Here is a 15,527-nt window from a genome sequence, read left to right on the forward strand (position 1 = left end):
AACCGCCCCCGGCCGCTGTCCTGGCCGGGGGCGGTTCTAGTCTTGTCGCCGGAGCATTGGTACGAATCAGGAGCGAGCGGATGGATCACAGCGGGCACGGCATGGACGGCATGAACATGGAGCTGCCGCCGTTCACGCTGGGGCGGGGCCTGGAGTTCGGTGGTGATCCGTTCTTTCTCGTCGGCTGCCTGCTGGGGCTCGGCCTGTACGGCTGGGCGGTGCTCCGGCTGCGGCGCCGCGGCGACCGGTGGCCGGTGGGGCGGACCGTCGCCTGGGCTGTGGGCGTCGTGTCGGTGGCACTGGTGATGTGCACCCGGCTCAACGACTACGGCATGGCGATGTTCAGTGTGCACATGGTGCAGCACATGGTCATCAGCATGCTGTCACCGATCCTGCTGCTGCTCGGTGCGCCGATGACGCTGGCGCTGCGCGCGCTGCCGGCCGCCGGGCGCGGCCGCAAGGGCCCCCGCGAACTCCTGGTGGCGCTGCTGCACAGCCGCTACATGCGGATCATCACGCATCCCGCCTTCACCATCCCCCTCTTCATCGCGAGCCTCTACGCCCTCTACTTCTCGCCGCTGTTCGACTTCCTGATGGAGTCCAGGGCGGGGCACATCGGGATGATGGTGCACTTCCTCGCGGTCGGCCTGGTGTTCTTCTGGCCGATCATGGGCGTCGACCCGGGCCCGCACCGGCCGGGCTATGTGATGCGGATGCTGGAGCTGTTCGCGGGGATGCCGTTCCACGCCTTCTTCGGCATCGCGCTGATGATGGCGTCGGAGCCGATGGTCACCACCTTCCTGCACCCGCCGGCCTCGCTGGGCATCGAGGCGCTGGCCGACCAGACGGCCGCGGGCGGCATCGCCTGGGCCTTCAGCGAGATCCCGTCCGTCGTGGTGCTGATCGCCCTGGTCTTCCAGTGGTACAAGTCCGAGGAGCGCCAGTCGCTGCGCTCGGACCGGGCCGCGGACCGCGACGGTGACAAGGACCTGGCCGCGTACAACGCCTATCTCGCCTCGCTCAACGCCCGGGGGCAGTGAGCGCGATCAGCTGGCGGTACGGGCCGCGGCCGGGGACGATGGGTCCCATGGCCGCGGCCCGTGGCGTGCGGGCCCCGGCCCGTCGTGAGGAGGTTGCGGGTATGCCCGGATCTGCCAGGACGATGGCCGTGTGCACGGTGAGCGGGCTGGTGCTCGCGACGGCCTACACCGTGGCGCTCGGCGCCAGTGGGCTGCTGTGGTTCCTGTGGGTCGTGCTGGCCCTGCTGACGACCGTGGCGGTGGTGTCGGAGCGGCGGGTCTGAGGAAACGGCGCGGAGCCGCCCGGCCTCAGAAGCGGAAGACCGGCCCGGTGTCGGCGTCCAGCACGCAGGCGTTGGGGAACGACTTGCGCCATGCCACCGGGCGGCCACGCCAGTCGCCGGTCGCCGCGACGGTGACCGGGTCGTACTGCTTGGTGCACGGGCGCGGGTCGCCCGGCAGGGCGTCCGGATCCCCGTCGGCCTCCTTCAGTGCCGCGCAGGCGGCGGCGCCGTGCGGATGACTGCCGTGGCCCTCCGGGCAGTTGAGCAGCACCCCGCGGATCCAGGTGTCCCCACCACCGGAAACCGTCAGGAACAGGCCACGGGCGCGGGGCGGCTCCACGGCTGCGGCGGGTACCCCGGCGACGGCCACCACGCTGAGCACGGCGGTGGTGAGCGCTACGGCACGGGGTGCGCGGCGGGCCTTGGGCATGCGGTCTCCTGAGGGTGGCTCGGTGGGGATCGAGCGCGGGTGCACGCGTGCCAGAGCACCCCGGCGCACGCCGGTGGGCAAGAGACCACGCCAGGAGGTCGCCCGGATGGCCCGCAGCCGCGTTCTCCGGGCTGCGCGGGTGGGCTGCGACGCCGTCGGGCGCGCCCGGCGGCCACGCTCCCCCGCCGCCCGGCCGCCGCTCCGGCCGCCGCCTCAACCGGGGCCGGAGGCCGCCGGGGCCGCCGTCGAGTCGCGCGGCAGCAGGCGGGTCTCGAGGACATTGCGGACCGTGCGACGACTGCCGGCGCACACCTCCAGCAGTCGCGTGACGGCGAGCGCACCCGCCTCCGCCACCGGGACGTCGAGCGCGGTCACCGAGGGATCGGTGGCGCCGAGCGCGGTGAGGTCGTCGGCGGCGGCGAGGCTCACGTCCTCCGGCACCCGCAACCCCCGCGCTTTCAGCCCGTGCAGCAGGCCCAGTGCCAGGTAGCTGTTGTAGGCGATGACGGCACCGGCCCCCGCCGGCAGCTGCCCGGCGGCGGCGATCCCGGCGTCGAAGGTGGGCGGCATCGGGCCCAGTACGCACAGCCGGCCGCCCGCCTCCCCCGCCGCCTCCGCCATCGCGGCGCGGCGCCGGCCGTCGGCCCACGAACCGGGCGGCCCGGAGACGTACGCGATGTCCCGGTGGCCCAGGTCCAGCAGATGCCGTACCAGTGCGGCGGCGCCCGAGGCGGTGTCGAGTACCACCGCCGGGAGCCGCCCGACCTGCCGGTCGACCAGGACCAGGGGGCGCCGGCGGGCGAGTTCGCGCAGCGACGGGTCGGTGCCCACGGGTGCGACCAGGACGATCCCGTCGACCTGGTCGGCGAGCCGCCCCACCAGCGCGGCCTCGCGTTCGGCGCGGTACTCGGAGACGGTGATCAGCAGGTGGTTGTCGGTCTCCTCGGCAGCCTGCTGGGCGCCGAGGACGAGCGGTGCGAAGAACGGGTTGGCGAGCGTCGGCACCACGAGTCCGAGCATGCCGGTACGGCCGGTGGTCAGCGCGCGGGCCACGCGGTTGGGCTGGAATCCCAGGCGGGACGCGGCGGCACGCACCCTCTCCCGGGTCTGGGGCGTGACGATCTCGGGGCGCATCAGGGCACGGGAGGCCGTGGCCTTGGACACACCGGCCTCACGGGCAACGTCCGCCAGTGTCGGCACCGTTCGCTCCTGGTGGTGGGGGTGGCCGCCCGCGGGTTTCGCCCGCGGACCGCTCGTGGGTTCTCTTGACGGCCGGACCGTGTCATCCTATCTGCAACCGATCTCTGAAACCGGTTTCACGCACGGAACCCCTCTTCCCCTGCCGAGGTAGCCATGCCCCTCTCCGACCGGACGCCCCCCGGCCCGCCCGGCGGCACCCCGGCCGCACCGGGATCCGACGGACCGGCCGGGCCCGCGTGCGACGGGCCGGCCGCTGCCACCGAGGCCGCCCGCCCGGCCCCTGCCGGCTCCTTCCTCGAGCGCCGGTTCCACCTCCGCGCCCGCGGGAGCAACATCCGCACCGAGGTCGTCGCCGGTCTGTCGATGTTCCTCGCGGCGGCCTACGCGGCCGTGGTCGTCCCCGGCCAGCTGGCCAAGGCCGGTGTGCCGTACGGCCCGGTGACCACCGCCGTGATCCTGGCGATCGTCCTGGCGACGCTGGCCATGGGCCTGTTCGCGAATCTGCCGTTCGTCCTCGCACCCGGTCTCGGCGGCGTCGCGCTGCTCGCCGTGACGATCGTCGGCCAGGACCACGTTCCCTGGGACGCGACGCTCGGCATGGTCCTGTGGTCCGGCGTCGCCTTCCTCGTGCTGACCGCGCTGGGCATCCGCGACTTCATCACGCGGCTGATGCCGCTGCATCTCAAGTACGCGATCAGCGGCGGCCTCGGGCTGTTCATCGCGCTGCTCGGCTTCAAGGACAGCGGTCTGGTGGTGGCCGAATCCGGCGCCGACTCGCTCTCGCTCGGCGATCTCGCGCAGCCCGGGGCGCTGCTGGCGCTTGCCGGGCTGGTCCTGCTGACGGCGCTGTCCGCGCGCAGGGTGCCCGGCGCGTTCCTGATCACCATGGCCGTGGTGACCGTGGCCGGCATCCCCCTCGGTGTGACCGAACCGCCCGACCATCTCCTCGCCGCACCGGACAGCCCGGCCGCCGTCGCGTTCCACGTCGACGTGTTCGGCGCGCTGCGGCCCGAGTACTTCCCCTACATCTTCGCGTTCTTCGTCTCGGAGTTCTTCTCCATGACGGGCACCCTGCTCGCCGTCGCGGGGCGCGCCGGGCTCACCGACGAGGACGGCAACGTCCCGGGCATCCGGCGCCCGTTCTACGTGGACTCCGCCGCGGTGATCGGCGGGGCGGGCCTCGGCGCGCCCAGCATGACCGCGTATCTGGAGTCCTCGGCGGGGGCGGACAGCGGCGGCCGTACGGGGCTGTCGTCGGTGGTCGCCGCGGGCGGCTTCGCGGCGCTGCTGCTGGTCACTCCGTTCGCCACGCTGATCCCGTCCGCCGCGACGGCGCCGGTCCTGATGTACATCGGCCTGACCATGCTGGGCGCGCTGCGCAACATCGACGCCAAGGATCCGACGAACGCGGTCCCGGCCGCGCTGATCGTCGCCACGACCGTCTTCTGGGGCAACTTCGGCACCGGCATCGCGGCGGGCCTGGTCGCGCACGTCCTGGTCAAGGCCGCTTCCGGGCGCTTCAGAGAGGTCCCCTGGGGCCTGTGGGTCGTGCTGGTCCCGCTCGTCTACTACTTCTGGACCCTCCTGCCCTGAGCCCGGCCGCATCCGACCCTCCCTGACCGCCTGACACCTTACGGAGAACCTCATGACCGACCAGCCGCACGATGTCCGCATCAGCGGGGGAAGGGTGGTGTCCACCTTCACCGGCGAGGAGTTCGCCGCGGATGTCCTGCTGCGCGACGACACCATCAGTGCCGTACTGCCGCCCGGCACCCCGGCCCCGGCCCGCGACCACGTGGACGCGGCCGGGCTGCTGGTCGTCCCCGGCTTCGTCGACGCGCACATGCACATCGAGAGCTCGTTCCTGACGCCGGAGACCTTCGCTGCCCTCACCCTGGCGCGCGGTACGACGACCGTCCTCGCCGACCCGCACGAGATCGTCAATGTGGCGGGCACGGCGGCGATGCGCTGGATGATCGAGGCCGGCCGCGGCACCCCGCAGACGCAGCTGTGGGGCGTGCCGTCCTGCGTCCCCGCGCTGGAGGGGCTGGAACACGCGGGCGCGAGCCTGTCGGTGGACGACATCGCCGAGATGCTGCGCTGGCCGGACGTCATCGCGCTGGGCGAGGTCATGGACTACCGGGCGGTGGTCGCCGACGACGCGCGAATGCGCGGCATCGTCGGGGCGGCCCGCGAGCAGGGGGTGATCCTGGACGGTCACTGCCCGAACCTCAGCGGCGCGGAGCTCAGCGCGTACATGGCCACCGGCGTGGACTCCGACCACACCAAGAACCGCACCGAGGTGGTCCTGGAGAAGGCCCGGCTGGGCATGCTGATGATGCTTCAGGAGAAGTGCCTGCTGCCCGAGGTCATCGACGCGCTACTGGCCCTGCCGCAGTTGCCCCCGCTGTGCCTGGTGACGGACGACCTCGCGGCCGACCACATCCTGGGCACCGGGCACCTCGACCACATCGCCCGGGTCGCGGTGCGCGCCGGGCTGCCCGCGACGGCCGCGCTGCGGGCGCTGACCTGGACTCCGGCGCAGCGGCTGCGGCTGCCCGACCGCGGGGTGGTCGCACCGGGCAAGCGGGCCGATCTCGTCCTGCTGCGGGGCGAGTTGGGGGATTTCGACCCGGCTCTGGTGTTCGCGGGCGGTCGGCAGGTGGCGCGGGACGGCGTCGCGTCGTACGGGGACCGGGGCGGGGCGGTCCGGCCCGGAGCGGGTCCGCTGGAGGGCACCGTGGATGTGGAGGCGCCGGCCCCGGACGGCTTCCGCTGGCGGGTGGACCTGCCGGACGGCTCGCATCGCTTCCGGGCCATGCGGGTCAACTCCCGCGACACCTATACCGAGGCCGCGGAGATCGAACTGCCGGTCCGCGGCGGCGAGGTGGACTGGGAGGGCCGGACCACGCTGATCCGCGTACGCAACCGCTACGGGCGCGCAGGTACGGTCTTCGCACCGCTGCTCGGCCGCACCCTGTCACCCGGTGCGGTGGCGACCACGTACGCCCACGACAGCCACAACCTCGTCACCATCGGCACCTCCCGCGCCGCAATGGCCGCGGCCGCGGCGGCGGTGGTCGCGGACGGCGGCGGGGTGGCCGTCGTCCACGGCGTGACGGTCGCCGCCCGGCTGCCACTGCCGGTCGGCGGCGTGATGTCCACCCGTCCGGCCACGGAGATCGCGCGTCGCTCGCAGGCCGTGCGCGACGCGCTGACGGCCTGGGGGTGGGAGCACCTCAACCCCTTCATGAGCGTCTCCACCCTCACCCTCGCCGTGTCCCCCAGTCTCAAGATCACGGACCTGTCCCTGGTCGATGTGGTCCGCCGCGAGCCGAGCGGGGCCGTCGTGTGATGCCGCAGTGAGCGGCCGGCCGCGGGCCGGACGAACCGGTGCGCGGGCGACCCGGGCCGAGGGATGCCCTCGGCCGGTCGCTCGCGGCGGGCACGGCCGACTGGTATCAGTAGCGGATGACTTCGACGAGGAAGATCATTTTGATGATGTCGATGTCCCTCGACGGCTACATCGAGGGGCCGAACCGCGAGATCGACTGGCATCTGGTCGACGACGAACTGCACCGCCACTTCAACGACCACCTCAGGGACATGGGCGCCCTCCTCAGCGGGCGGGTCACCCACGAGCTGATGGCCGGGTTCTGGCCGACCGCGGACGCCGACCCGTCGATCACCGGCCCGATGGCCGAGTTCGCCGGTATCTGGCGGGAGATGCCCAAGATCGTGTTCTCCCGGACCCTGGAGCGGGCCGACTGGAACACCACCATCATGCGGGAGGTGGACGTCGATCGGATCCGGGCGCTCAAGGCGCAGCCGGGCGGCGACCTCGCGCTCGGCGGCGCCGACCTCGCCGCGGCGTTCATGGCGCACGGCCTCGTCGACGAGTACCGCATCTACGTCCATCCGGTCCTCATCGGAAGCGGCAAGCCGCTGTTCCCGTCCTCGGACACCAGGACCGCTCTCCGGCCGGCCGGGACCCGGACCTTCGGCAACGGCGTCGTGCTCCTGCACTACCGGGCGCCCGACGGTCCCTGACGCGGCCCCCTCGCGCCCTGCCCGGGCGGCGGCTACTCTGCGTCGGCACGGTAACTACGGGGAGGCCAGGGCGTGTTGTACCAGCTGCTGAAGTACATCGTGCTCGGGCCCCTGCTGCGGCTGGTGTTCCGGCCGCGGATCGAGGGGCTCGAACATGTGCCGGAGGAGGGGGCGGCGATCATCGCGGGCAATCACCTGTCGTTCTCCGACCACTTCGTGATGCCGGCGATCGTGCCGCGGCGGGTGACGTTTCTGGCGAAGGCCGAGTACTTCACGCGGCCGGGGCTGAAGGGACGGCTGACGGCCGCGTTCTTCCGGGGCGTGGGCCAGATTCCGGTCGACAGGTCGGGCGGCCGGGCGTCGCAGGCCGCGATCTCCTCCGGGCTCTCGGTGCTGCGCAAGGGACGGCTGCTGGGCATCTACCCCGAGGGCACGCGGTCGCACGACGGCCGGCTCTACAAGGGGCGTACCGGTGTCGCCGCGATGGCGATCGAGGCGGGGGTGCCGGTGGTGCCGTGCGCGATGATCGGCACCTTCGAGGCACAGCCGACGGGGCGCCGGCTGCCCCGGGCGATGCGGATCACCATCCGCTTCGGTGCACCGCTGGAGTTCTCGCGCTATGCGGGGCTGGTGGACGAGCGCACCGCGCTGCGGGCCGCCACGGACGAGATCATGTACGCGATCCTGGGGCTGTCCGGACAGGAGTACGTGGACACGTACGCCGGTGAGGCGAAGGCCGAGGCACAGGCCCAGGCCAGGGCGAAGGGGCGCGCGCACGGGCGGCGCGGGCACGGCTCCGGCAGCTGAGCCGCCGTCCGCCCACGGCGGATCGGCCCGCGCACGGCACCCGGATATTCCGTCGCGGGGCATGCCCTGGCCCCGTACCTTGAGCGTCATGATCAATCGGATACGGGGGCGCCGACGATGAGCGCCCGGCTGCGCGGTATGGCGCAGGAGACGGAGCGGATCGTCGCGGCGGGTGCGTATCGGGCACCCGGCGGGCGGCTGGTGGACATCGGTGCGGCGGTCGAGCGGGCGCGGGCCGGGACCCGGCTGTACGGCCCGGAGGCGGTCGCCGTCGAGGATGCGGGGGCCGGCGCCCGGACGACCTTCGAGGTGACCGGGGAAGGCAGTCTCACGGCGGGCAGGCGGCTGGCCGAGGCCGGCGGCGGACCGCTGGCGGTGCTGAACTTCGCGTCGGCGCGCAATCCCGGGGGCGGCTATCTCAACGGCGCGCAGGCCCAGGAGGAGGTGCTCTGCCGGGGGTCGGCGCTCTACACGTGTGTGCGGGAGGCGCCGGAGTTCTACGCGGCGCACCGGGCCGAGCCGAGCCCGTTCTACAGCGACCGGGTGATCCTCTCCCCCGGTGTGCCGGTGTTCCGGGACGACCGGGGGGTGCTGCTCGAAGTCCCTTACACGGCAGGGTTCTTGACGTCGGCGGCGCCGAACGCCGGTGTCATCGCACGGCAGCGGCCGGACGAGACGGGCCGGGTGGCGGGGGCGCTGGTGGCCCGTGCGGAGCGGGTGTTGGAGGTGGCGGCGGCGGGCGGACACCGTCAGCTGGTGCTCGGCGCGTGGGGCTGCTGGGTGTTCCGCAACGATCCGACCCGGGTGGCCGGGGCGTTCGCGGCGCATCTGCTGGACGGCGGCCGTTTCGCGGACCGGTTCGACCGGGTCGTGTTCGCCGTGCTGGACCGCCGGGCGGACTCCCCCACCAGGGCGGCCTTCGCCGAGGTGTTCCCGGCGCGCCCGCTGCCCGGGTCCTGACGGAGGCTACGGCGACGCGGCGGCGGAGCGGCGGAACGGCGGCGCACGCGAAAGGGCGGCCGGGAGAGTTCCCGGCCGCCCCTTCTCATACGTTCCGAACGGTCAGGGCGCGGACAGGAGGTCCAGGGCACCCTGCGCGACGGTCTTGACCGTCGACGTGGCCGGCTGCGGCGTGGCGTGCGGGGCGCACGTCACGTCCTTGGCGTCGGTCTTCCCGTCCAGGAAGTACGCGTCGACCCGGTCGTTGATGCAGGGGTTGACCAGGCCGGTGACACCGTGCGATCCAGCGTCCCGCTCGGTGATCAGGCGGGAGCCGGCGAACCGCTTGTGCAGCTCGACCGCGCCCTCGTACGGCGTGGCGGCGTCCCGGGTGCTCTGCACGATCAGCACGCTGGGCAGGCCCTTGCCGGTCTTGACCTCGACCGGGGTCTGCTGCTTGGCGGGCCAGGTGGCGCAGGGCAGGTTCATCCAGGCGTTGGACCAGGTCATGAACGGTGCCTGCTGGTGGACCCGGGTGTTGTCGCGGTCCCACTTCTTCCAGCTGGTGGGCCACTTGGTGTCGGTGCACTCGACGGCCGTGTAGACGGCGTTGCCGTTCTCGGACGCGATGTTGCCCGCGGTGTCCTTGAGGTCCGGACCCGCGTTCTCGACCAGCGGCTTCTCGTCGCCGGCGGTGTACGCGCTCCAGACCTGGGCGACCGTGGCCCACATGGAGTCGTAGTACGGCGCGTTCTGGAAGAAGCCGGTGAGCTCGGCGGGGCCGACGACACCGCCGATCGGCTTCTTCTTCGCGGTCGCGCGCAACTTCTCCCAGCCCGCCTGGACCTTCTTGGCGGTGGTGCCGAGGTGGTAGGTCGCGTCGTTCTTGGCGACCCACTTCTTCCAGTCTCCCCAGCGCGTCTCGAAGGCCACGTCCTGGTCGAGGTTGGCCTGGTACCAGACCTTCTCGCGCGAGGGGTTGACGACGCTGTCGACGAGCATCCGGCGCACATGGCCCGGGAACAGCGTCGCGTAGACGGCGCCCAGATAGGTGCCGTAGGAGACGCCCAGGTAGTTGAGCTTCTTCTCACCGAGCGCGGCGCGGATCACGTCCAGGTCGCGGGCGGTGTTCGGGGTGGTCATGTACGGCAGAAGATCGCCGCTGCGCTCGGCGCACCCGTCCGCGTACTCCTTGGCGAGCTTGCGCTGGGCGCGCTTGTCGGCCGCGCTGTCCGGCACCGGGTCGGCCTTGGGCGCCTTGACGAACTCCTGCGGGTCCATACAGGAGATGGCCGCGGAGTGCCCGACCCCACGCGGGTCGAAGCCGACGTAGTCGTACGCCTTGGCCGTCTTGACCCACAGCGGGTTCTTGGTGGTGACGCGGGTCGGGAACTTCATGCCCGAACCGCCGGGGCCCCCCGGGTTGTAGATGAGGGAACCCTGTCGCTCCTTCTTGCCGCCGGTGTTGACGGCCCGGTCGACGGCGATCTTGATCTTGCGTCCGTTGGGTTTGGCGTAGTCGACCGGGACGGTGACATAGCCGCACTGGATGGGGGCCTTCAAGCCCCAGTCCGCGGGGCAGTCCTGCCAGTCGATGCCCTTCTTGGCGGCGCGTGCGGCGGCGGTCTGGACTCCGCGCGCTTCGGCCGATCCCGGCCGGTGGTGCTCGCCCGCACTGGCGGGCGTGGCTATCGCGCCTGCTAGGAGCGTGCCGGTCACCAGGGTGCCGGCGGCGCCGAGTGCTGCTGTTCGTCTCACGTGGTGGATCCCCCTGCATGGTGCGTCGCTTGTGGCAACGGTGATCACAGAGCTGGCTACAGAAGGATCCTGTCGTCTCCTGTCCCTTCCTGAACAGGTTTGACCACGGTTTCTTTACCAATCCGTAGGATTGGCGCAACCGCCGGACGAACGCCGGACAACTGGCGGGCCAGGAGAGTCGCGCCGCCCGGCCCGGGCCGGGCGGACGAGGCGGCCGACCCGAAGCACCGCACGCCTCAGTGCCGACCGGACGCTCAACTCCCTGAGGAATACGCCCGTTTGAGGTGCATGCAACACGGTCCGACGTCGAGCCCCCCGACCCACCGCCGGCGGCAAGAGGGCCCCGGTACGAGAATCCGCCGTGCTTCTGCCGTACCGACCGTCCCCAGGGGTGCGTACGGAGACGGGCACAGACAACGGGCCGCCGAGGGGCGATAACACGTCAATTGCCATGCACATGGGCTTCAGGCATGTGCCGGAGCCATTGGCTTCAGTAACCTTCCGTGCAGGCTCTCCCACACACCGCCACGAGGGAGAGCTTTGGCGTTTTCGCCTCGAGCGGCCCCGTCCGAGCTTTCCAGGAGGAGATCAGAAGTGCCCGGTATCGATCAGGTGTTGGCCCAAGCGATGGGGATCCCCGGCGTCCTGGGCGCCGGACTGATCGACTGGACCAGCGGGCTGACGCTCGGTACGGCCGGGCAGGCCCCGCACGCCGACCACGAGGCGGCCGCCGCGGACACCGCCGAAGTGGTGCAGGCCGTGGTGCGCAACGCCACCTTCGACGCAGCGGGCACCGGCGGCCCCGATCTGGAGGACCTCATCATCACGGCCGCGGGCAGCTACCACCTCATCCGCTTCGTCCACACCGCCTTCGACAGTCAGACCTATCTCTACCTCTGGCTGGACCGCGGACAGGCCAATCTGGCCATCGCCCGCTTACGACTGCGCGACCTGGCGGCGGAGCTGGTCGCGGCCTGACCCGCGCCATGACCGCCCCCATACCGCCCCGCCCGGCCCCGTCCGGCGGACTGCTCGACCGGTTCGCCGCCGAACGTGTCACCGGCGCCCTGCGCGGCCCGAACGGCTGCGTCTACCTGCGCGACGGCGCCGTCTACTGCGTGGAGGGCGCCACCGCACCCGGGCTCGACGCCCGGCTCGGCGCGGCCGGGCGGCTGCCCGCGGACCGCTGGCAGCGGGCGATCGAGACGGCCGGGCCGGATCACCGGGGCGGCCAGTTCCTGGTCAGCGAGGGCTGGCTGACCCAGAGCGAGCTGGAGATCTGCCATCTCGGCGCACTCCTCGACGCGGCGTTCTTCGCGCTGCCGCTGCCGCCGGAGAGCACGTCGTTCACGCCGGGCAGCATCCACTGGCTGGGCGTCGTACGGCGGATCAGCGTCGCCGACCTCCAGCAGGCGACGGCCCGCCGCCGGGCCCTGCTCGACCGGCTGCGGCCCTGGGCGGCGGTCGACTCCTGCCCCGTCGTCCCCCTCCCCCCGAGCGGCTCGGGGGCCTCCCCCGCCACCGGCGGGCAGCGCCGGCTGCTCGACCGCGCCGACGGTCGGCACACCCCCTACGAACTCGCCCGCGCGCTGGGCCAGTCGGCCTTCGTGACGCTGCTCGACATCCGCCGGCTCGCCGCGGCCGGACTCGTCCAGGTGCCCGCGGATCCGCGGGCGCTGCCGCGGCGGCGGCCCGGCGCCGCTCACCCCGCAACGGACGGCCCCCCGCCGACCTGGCACCTGCCGGTACCGGACATTCCCGAGACCGCCGACCCGGACATCGCCCTCCTTGTCCGACTCCGTACGGCGCTGGAGGAAAACCTGTGACCCGACGCGGATCCACGCCATGAGGCACGTACTCGGAAAGCGTGCCGCCAAGCGAAGAACCAGACGAACCAGGAGCCTCATGACGATCGAACCCGATCTCCGGGAAGAGTTACTCGCCCTGCGCGACCAGGTGCGGCATCTGCACGGCGGCATGGTGGCCAGCGCCGACGGCATGGTCATCGCACACGATCTGCGGGACATCGAACCGGACGGCCTCGCCGCGCTCACCGCCGCGGCCATCGGGGTCGCCAAACGCCTCACGGACGCCACCGGACAGGGCGTCTTCGAGGAATCCCTCACCCGCGGCACCGACGGCTACATCGCGGCCTATTCGGCCGGCAGCCGCGCCGTCCTGACGGCCGTCGCCGGCCCGGACACCAATGTCGGCCGACTGCACTGGCAGGCCCGGCGGACGGCCGCACGGATCGGCGCCCTGATGGACGACTCGGCCCGGCCCTGATCCGGCCCGGACCGCAACCCGGCTTCCCCCGCACCACCGCACCACCGCACCACCGCACCACCGCACCACCGCACCACCGCACCACCGCACCACCGCACCACCGCACCACCGCACACGGAAACATACGGAAAGGTCTGTCATTCCCATGGCTCAAATGGAATCCGCCCTCACCGACGCGATGTCGAGCATCGAAGGCGCCATCGGCGTCGCCCTGGTCGACTACACCAGCGGAATGGCGCTGGCCACGCTCGGCGACAACAACGCACTGGACCTGAACGTCGCCGCAGCCGGAAACACCGACGTGGTGCGCGCCAAGCTGCGCACCATGGAGATGCTGGAACTCGAGGGCGCCATCGAGGACATGCTCATCACGCTGACCGCGCAGTACCACCTGATCCGCCCGGTCACGGGCAAGAACGGCGCCGGGCTCTTCCTGTATCTGGTGCTCGACCGCAAGCGCGCCAACCTGGCGCTGGCGCGCCGCCGGCTGGCCCTGCTAGAGGCCGAGCTGGAGGTGTGAGGCGGCGGCCTCGTCCAGGATGCGCCGCAGCCGCAGCGCGTCCGGGGCGACGGCCGTCACCAGGGCCGCGGGACCGGCGAGCGGGGCGAGAACGCCCTGCCCGGTGCCGTCGGCCGCGTCCCCCAGCAGCCGCACGGCGACCGGATCGTCCCCCCACTCCGGTGCCACGACGAGGAGTTGGCCGGCGGCGCGGTGACCGTCCAGGACGGCCGAGGTGTCCCAGCCGGGAGCGCCGGGCCCGTAAGCCGTCTCCTGGTCCAGGAGGGTACGGCCCGCGCGGCGGAGAGTGAGCCGGCTGCGCAGCGCCCCGGTCCGCTCGCCGGTTCGGCCAAGGACCTGCTCCTCGCGCAGGACGAGACGTGCGGTGGGGGCCAGTTCGACCGTCGTGGTCATCCGCAGTTCACTGCCCGCGGCCGAGATCAACGGTTCCGGGAGCCACTCCAGGAGCCCGCCGTCGGCGACCGTCAGCCGCACGTCGTAGGTGGCGTGTCCGGCGGCGCGGCCGGGCAGCGCGACGGTGGCCGCGGCGGCCGTGACGCGCAGCTCCGCGCCCTCCTCGACCACCGCCTCGATGCCCAGCCGGTCCCCGCCGAGTGGGGCGCTCATGGCGCCGACGACGCAGACCCGGGCCTGCCGCCCGTGCGAGCGGATCCGGCGCAGCGCGAGCGGGCCGTCGCCGTCGAGGACCGGGACGCGCGTGGTGCGGTCCGCGGCGGTGCGTGCGGTGATCCGGGCTGTCGCCCGCAGTCCGGCGGCCGACGGGGCGGCGGCAGCGGGCCGGGCGGGGACGGCGAGGGTCATGCGGCGCCCGCGGTCCAGTGCGCCAGCTGGTGGCGGACCCAGTCGGAGACCGGCCGCACGCCGTTCTGCGACTTCAGGGCGGTGAAGGCGACGGGGAGCTCGCCGCGCTGTGCCTCGGCGTCGCGGGCCATGCCCGACAGGTCGACACCCACGTACGGCGCGAGGTCGGTCTTGTTGATGACCAGCAGATCGGCGGTGGTGACGCCGGGACCGCCCTTGCGCGGGATGTCGTCGCCGCCCGCGACGTCGATGACGAAGATCTGGGCGTCGACCAGGCCCTTGGAGAAGGTGGCGGTGAGGTTGTCGCCGCCGGATTCGACCAGGACGAGGTCGAGCGGCCCGACCGCTTCCTCCAGGTCCTCGACGGCCTCGAGGTTGGCGGAGATGTCGTCGCGGATGGCGGTGTGCGGGCAGGCACCGGTCTCGACGGCCGCGATCCGCTCGGCCGGCAGCACGGCCTCGCGGAGGAGGAATTCGGCGTCCTCGCGGGTGTAGATGTCGTTGGTGACGACGGCGATGGACAGCTCGTCGCGCAGCGCGCGGCAGAGTGCCGCGACGGTGGCGGTCTTGCCGGTGCCGACCGGGCCGCCGAGGCCGATGCGCAGGGCGCGGCGCCTGCCGTCGGGGCGTACGGGGTCGGCGGCGCTGTAGGTGTGGCGTTCGGGGAAGGTGTCCGCGTGGTCGAGGTGCACGGTTGCTCCGGTCGTTCAGGGGGCCGCGGGTGCGGCTCGGCGGTCGGTGGGGGTCAGGACGCGAAGAGGCGCACCGGCCAGGCGGCATGCTGTTCGGCGGTGATGTCCAGCAGCGGCGCGGAGGCGGCCGGCAGCGCACCGGTGCCTTCGGCGGCAACCCGCTCCGCGGCCTCGGCAGCCTGCTCCGCGACCCGGTCGACCTCGGCGGCGAGGCGGGCGAGGACGGCCGTGGCGTCGAAGGGATCCAGGCTCAGTAGCCGGACGGCCGCGGTGGCCGGGCCGCTGATGTTCTCGTACGCGATGGCGTAGGCGGCGTCGAGCGGGGCCAGGTCCGCGGAGCGGGCGGCGAGGCCGAGGACGATCGGCTGGTGGGCGCCGCGCGGGCGGGCCGCGGCGAGCGCGTCGAGTTCGGGGGCCGGCCAGGTGGCGCGGGCGGCCCGCATCATCTGCCGGCCGAGCCGCCTGGCGACCTGGCGCAGCGCCGGTACCGGCGTGCGGGCGTCCGCGGCATCGTCCAAAAGGAGCGGGTCGCAACCGGCGGCGGCCGCGGCGGCGAGCGCCGCGGCGACCAGGCCCGCGGTGTGCAGCCGGCCCCGGCAGAAGTTCTCCAGGGTGGCGGCGTCCTTGATGCGTCCCGCGGTGACGGCCGGTTCGGCGCCGCCGGAGTGGGCGTGCCCTCCGGCGGGGAACCGGCCGTCGGCGAGGACGAGCAGCGCTGCGCGGCTCATCGGTGGTGTCCCG

Annotated in this window: 17 protein-coding genes; 11 read left to right on the forward strand and 6 right to left on the reverse strand. The window is 72.8% G+C overall.

Annotation, left to right across the window (positions count from 1 at the left end; genetic code table 11):
* Positions 1-80: 80 nt before the first annotated feature.
* Together ACGFML_RS12470 and ACGFML_RS12475 are read left to right on the forward strand one after the other, a co-directional pair.
* Positions 81-1,040, forward strand: coding sequence for a cytochrome c oxidase assembly protein (locus tag ACGFML_RS12470; RefSeq protein WP_393542784.1), 960 nt, complete (start codon positions 81-83; stop codon positions 1,038-1,040).
* Positions 1,041-1,141: 101 nt separating this feature from the next.
* On the forward strand, positions 1,142-1,303 hold the full coding sequence (locus ACGFML_RS12475; RefSeq protein WP_393542786.1) for a hypothetical protein: 162 nt from the start codon (positions 1,142-1,144) through the stop codon (positions 1,301-1,303).
* Positions 1,304-1,328: 25 nt separating this feature from the next.
* Here the strand turns inward: ACGFML_RS12475 and ACGFML_RS12480 are convergent, their stop codons facing one another.
* Together ACGFML_RS12480 and ACGFML_RS12485 are read right to left on the reverse strand one after the other, a co-directional pair.
* Positions 1,329-1,733, reverse strand: coding sequence for an SSI family serine proteinase inhibitor (locus ACGFML_RS12480; protein WP_393542787.1), 405 nt, complete (start codon positions 1,731-1,733; stop codon positions 1,329-1,331).
* Positions 1,734-1,946: 213 nt separating this feature from the next.
* Positions 1,947-2,933: a LacI family DNA-binding transcriptional regulator gene (locus ACGFML_RS12485; protein ID WP_393542789.1), complete on the reverse strand. Its 987-nt coding sequence runs from the start codon at positions 2,931-2,933 to the stop codon at positions 1,947-1,949.
* Positions 2,934-3,086: 153 nt separating this feature from the next.
* Here ACGFML_RS12485 and ACGFML_RS12490 point away from each other — a divergent pair, with 153 nt between their 5' ends.
* The 5 genes from ACGFML_RS12490 (at position 3,087) to ACGFML_RS12510 (ending at position 8,750) form a co-directional block, all read left to right on the forward strand.
* Complete coding sequence (locus ACGFML_RS12490; protein WP_393542791.1) at positions 3,087-4,526, forward strand: NCS2 family permease; 1,440 nt, start codon at positions 3,087-3,089, stop codon at positions 4,524-4,526.
* 52 nt (positions 4,527-4,578) lie between these two features.
* Positions 4,579-6,288 (forward strand): adenine deaminase C-terminal domain-containing protein, encoded by a 1,710-nt coding sequence (locus tag ACGFML_RS12495; RefSeq protein WP_393542792.1) that lies wholly within the window; start codon positions 4,579-4,581, stop codon positions 6,286-6,288.
* Positions 6,289-6,404: 116 nt separating this feature from the next.
* Positions 6,405-6,983 (forward strand): dihydrofolate reductase family protein, encoded by a 579-nt coding sequence (locus tag ACGFML_RS12500; protein ID WP_393542794.1) that lies wholly within the window; start codon positions 6,405-6,407, stop codon positions 6,981-6,983.
* 72 nt (positions 6,984-7,055) lie between these two features.
* Complete coding sequence (locus ACGFML_RS12505) at positions 7,056-7,790, forward strand: lysophospholipid acyltransferase family protein (protein WP_393542796.1); 735 nt, start codon at positions 7,056-7,058, stop codon at positions 7,788-7,790.
* 117 nt (positions 7,791-7,907) lie between these two features.
* A complete protein-coding gene (locus ACGFML_RS12510) occupies positions 7,908-8,750 on the forward strand; it encodes a TIGR02452 family protein (protein WP_393542798.1) in 843 nt (280 codons plus the stop codon).
* A gap of 102 nt (positions 8,751-8,852) precedes the next feature.
* Here ACGFML_RS12510 and ACGFML_RS12515 read toward each other — a convergent pair whose 3' ends face one another.
* The gene (locus ACGFML_RS12515; RefSeq protein WP_393542800.1) at positions 8,853-10,487 is read right to left on the reverse strand and encodes an alpha/beta hydrolase; all 1,635 of its coding nucleotides are present in this window, start codon (positions 10,485-10,487) and stop codon (positions 8,853-8,855) included.
* A 594-nt stretch (positions 10,488-11,081) separates the two neighbouring features.
* Here ACGFML_RS12515 and ACGFML_RS12520 point away from each other — a divergent pair.
* The 4 genes from ACGFML_RS12520 to ACGFML_RS12535 all read left to right on the forward strand — a co-directional run bounded on the left by ACGFML_RS12520 (position 11,082) and on the right by ACGFML_RS12535 (position 13,293).
* Positions 11,082-11,465, forward strand: coding sequence for a hypothetical protein (locus tag ACGFML_RS12520; protein ID WP_393542801.1), 384 nt, complete (start codon positions 11,082-11,084; stop codon positions 11,463-11,465).
* Positions 11,466-11,473: 8 nt separating this feature from the next.
* Positions 11,474-12,313, forward strand: coding sequence for a hypothetical protein (locus ACGFML_RS12525; protein ID WP_393542803.1), 840 nt, complete (start codon positions 11,474-11,476; stop codon positions 12,311-12,313).
* A 79-nt stretch (positions 12,314-12,392) separates the two neighbouring features.
* Positions 12,393-12,773 (forward strand): roadblock/LC7 domain-containing protein, encoded by a 381-nt coding sequence (locus ACGFML_RS12530; protein ID WP_393542805.1) that lies wholly within the window; start codon positions 12,393-12,395, stop codon positions 12,771-12,773.
* 145 nt (positions 12,774-12,918) lie between these two features.
* The gene (locus ACGFML_RS12535) at positions 12,919-13,293 is read left to right on the forward strand and encodes a hypothetical protein (protein WP_393542807.1); all 375 of its coding nucleotides are present in this window, start codon (positions 12,919-12,921) and stop codon (positions 13,291-13,293) included.
* On the opposite strand, the gene ACGFML_RS12540 is transcribed toward ACGFML_RS12535, so the two are convergent.
* From ACGFML_RS12540 to ACGFML_RS12550, 3 genes are read right to left on the reverse strand one after another with little or no spacing between them, the layout of a single operon-like run.
* Entirely contained in the window at positions 13,270-14,094 is an 825-nt protein-coding gene (locus ACGFML_RS12540) for an urease accessory protein UreD (RefSeq protein ID WP_393542809.1), read from the reverse strand. The genes ACGFML_RS12535 and ACGFML_RS12540 overlap by 24 nt on opposite strands.
* Complete coding sequence (gene ureG / locus ACGFML_RS12545) at positions 14,091-14,786, reverse strand: urease accessory protein UreG (RefSeq protein ID WP_393542811.1); 696 nt, start codon at positions 14,784-14,786, stop codon at positions 14,091-14,093. Before ureG ends, ACGFML_RS12540 begins: the two co-directional genes overlap by 4 nt.
* 53 nt (positions 14,787-14,839) lie before the next feature.
* Entirely contained in the window at positions 14,840-15,514 is a 675-nt protein-coding gene (locus ACGFML_RS12550; protein ID WP_393542813.1) for an urease accessory protein UreF, read from the reverse strand.
* Positions 15,515-15,527 lie beyond the last annotated feature (13 nt).

This window comes from Streptomyces sp. NPDC048650 (assembly GCF_043199095.1).
GTDB lineage: Bacteria > Actinomycetota > Actinomycetes > Streptomycetales > Streptomycetaceae > Streptomyces.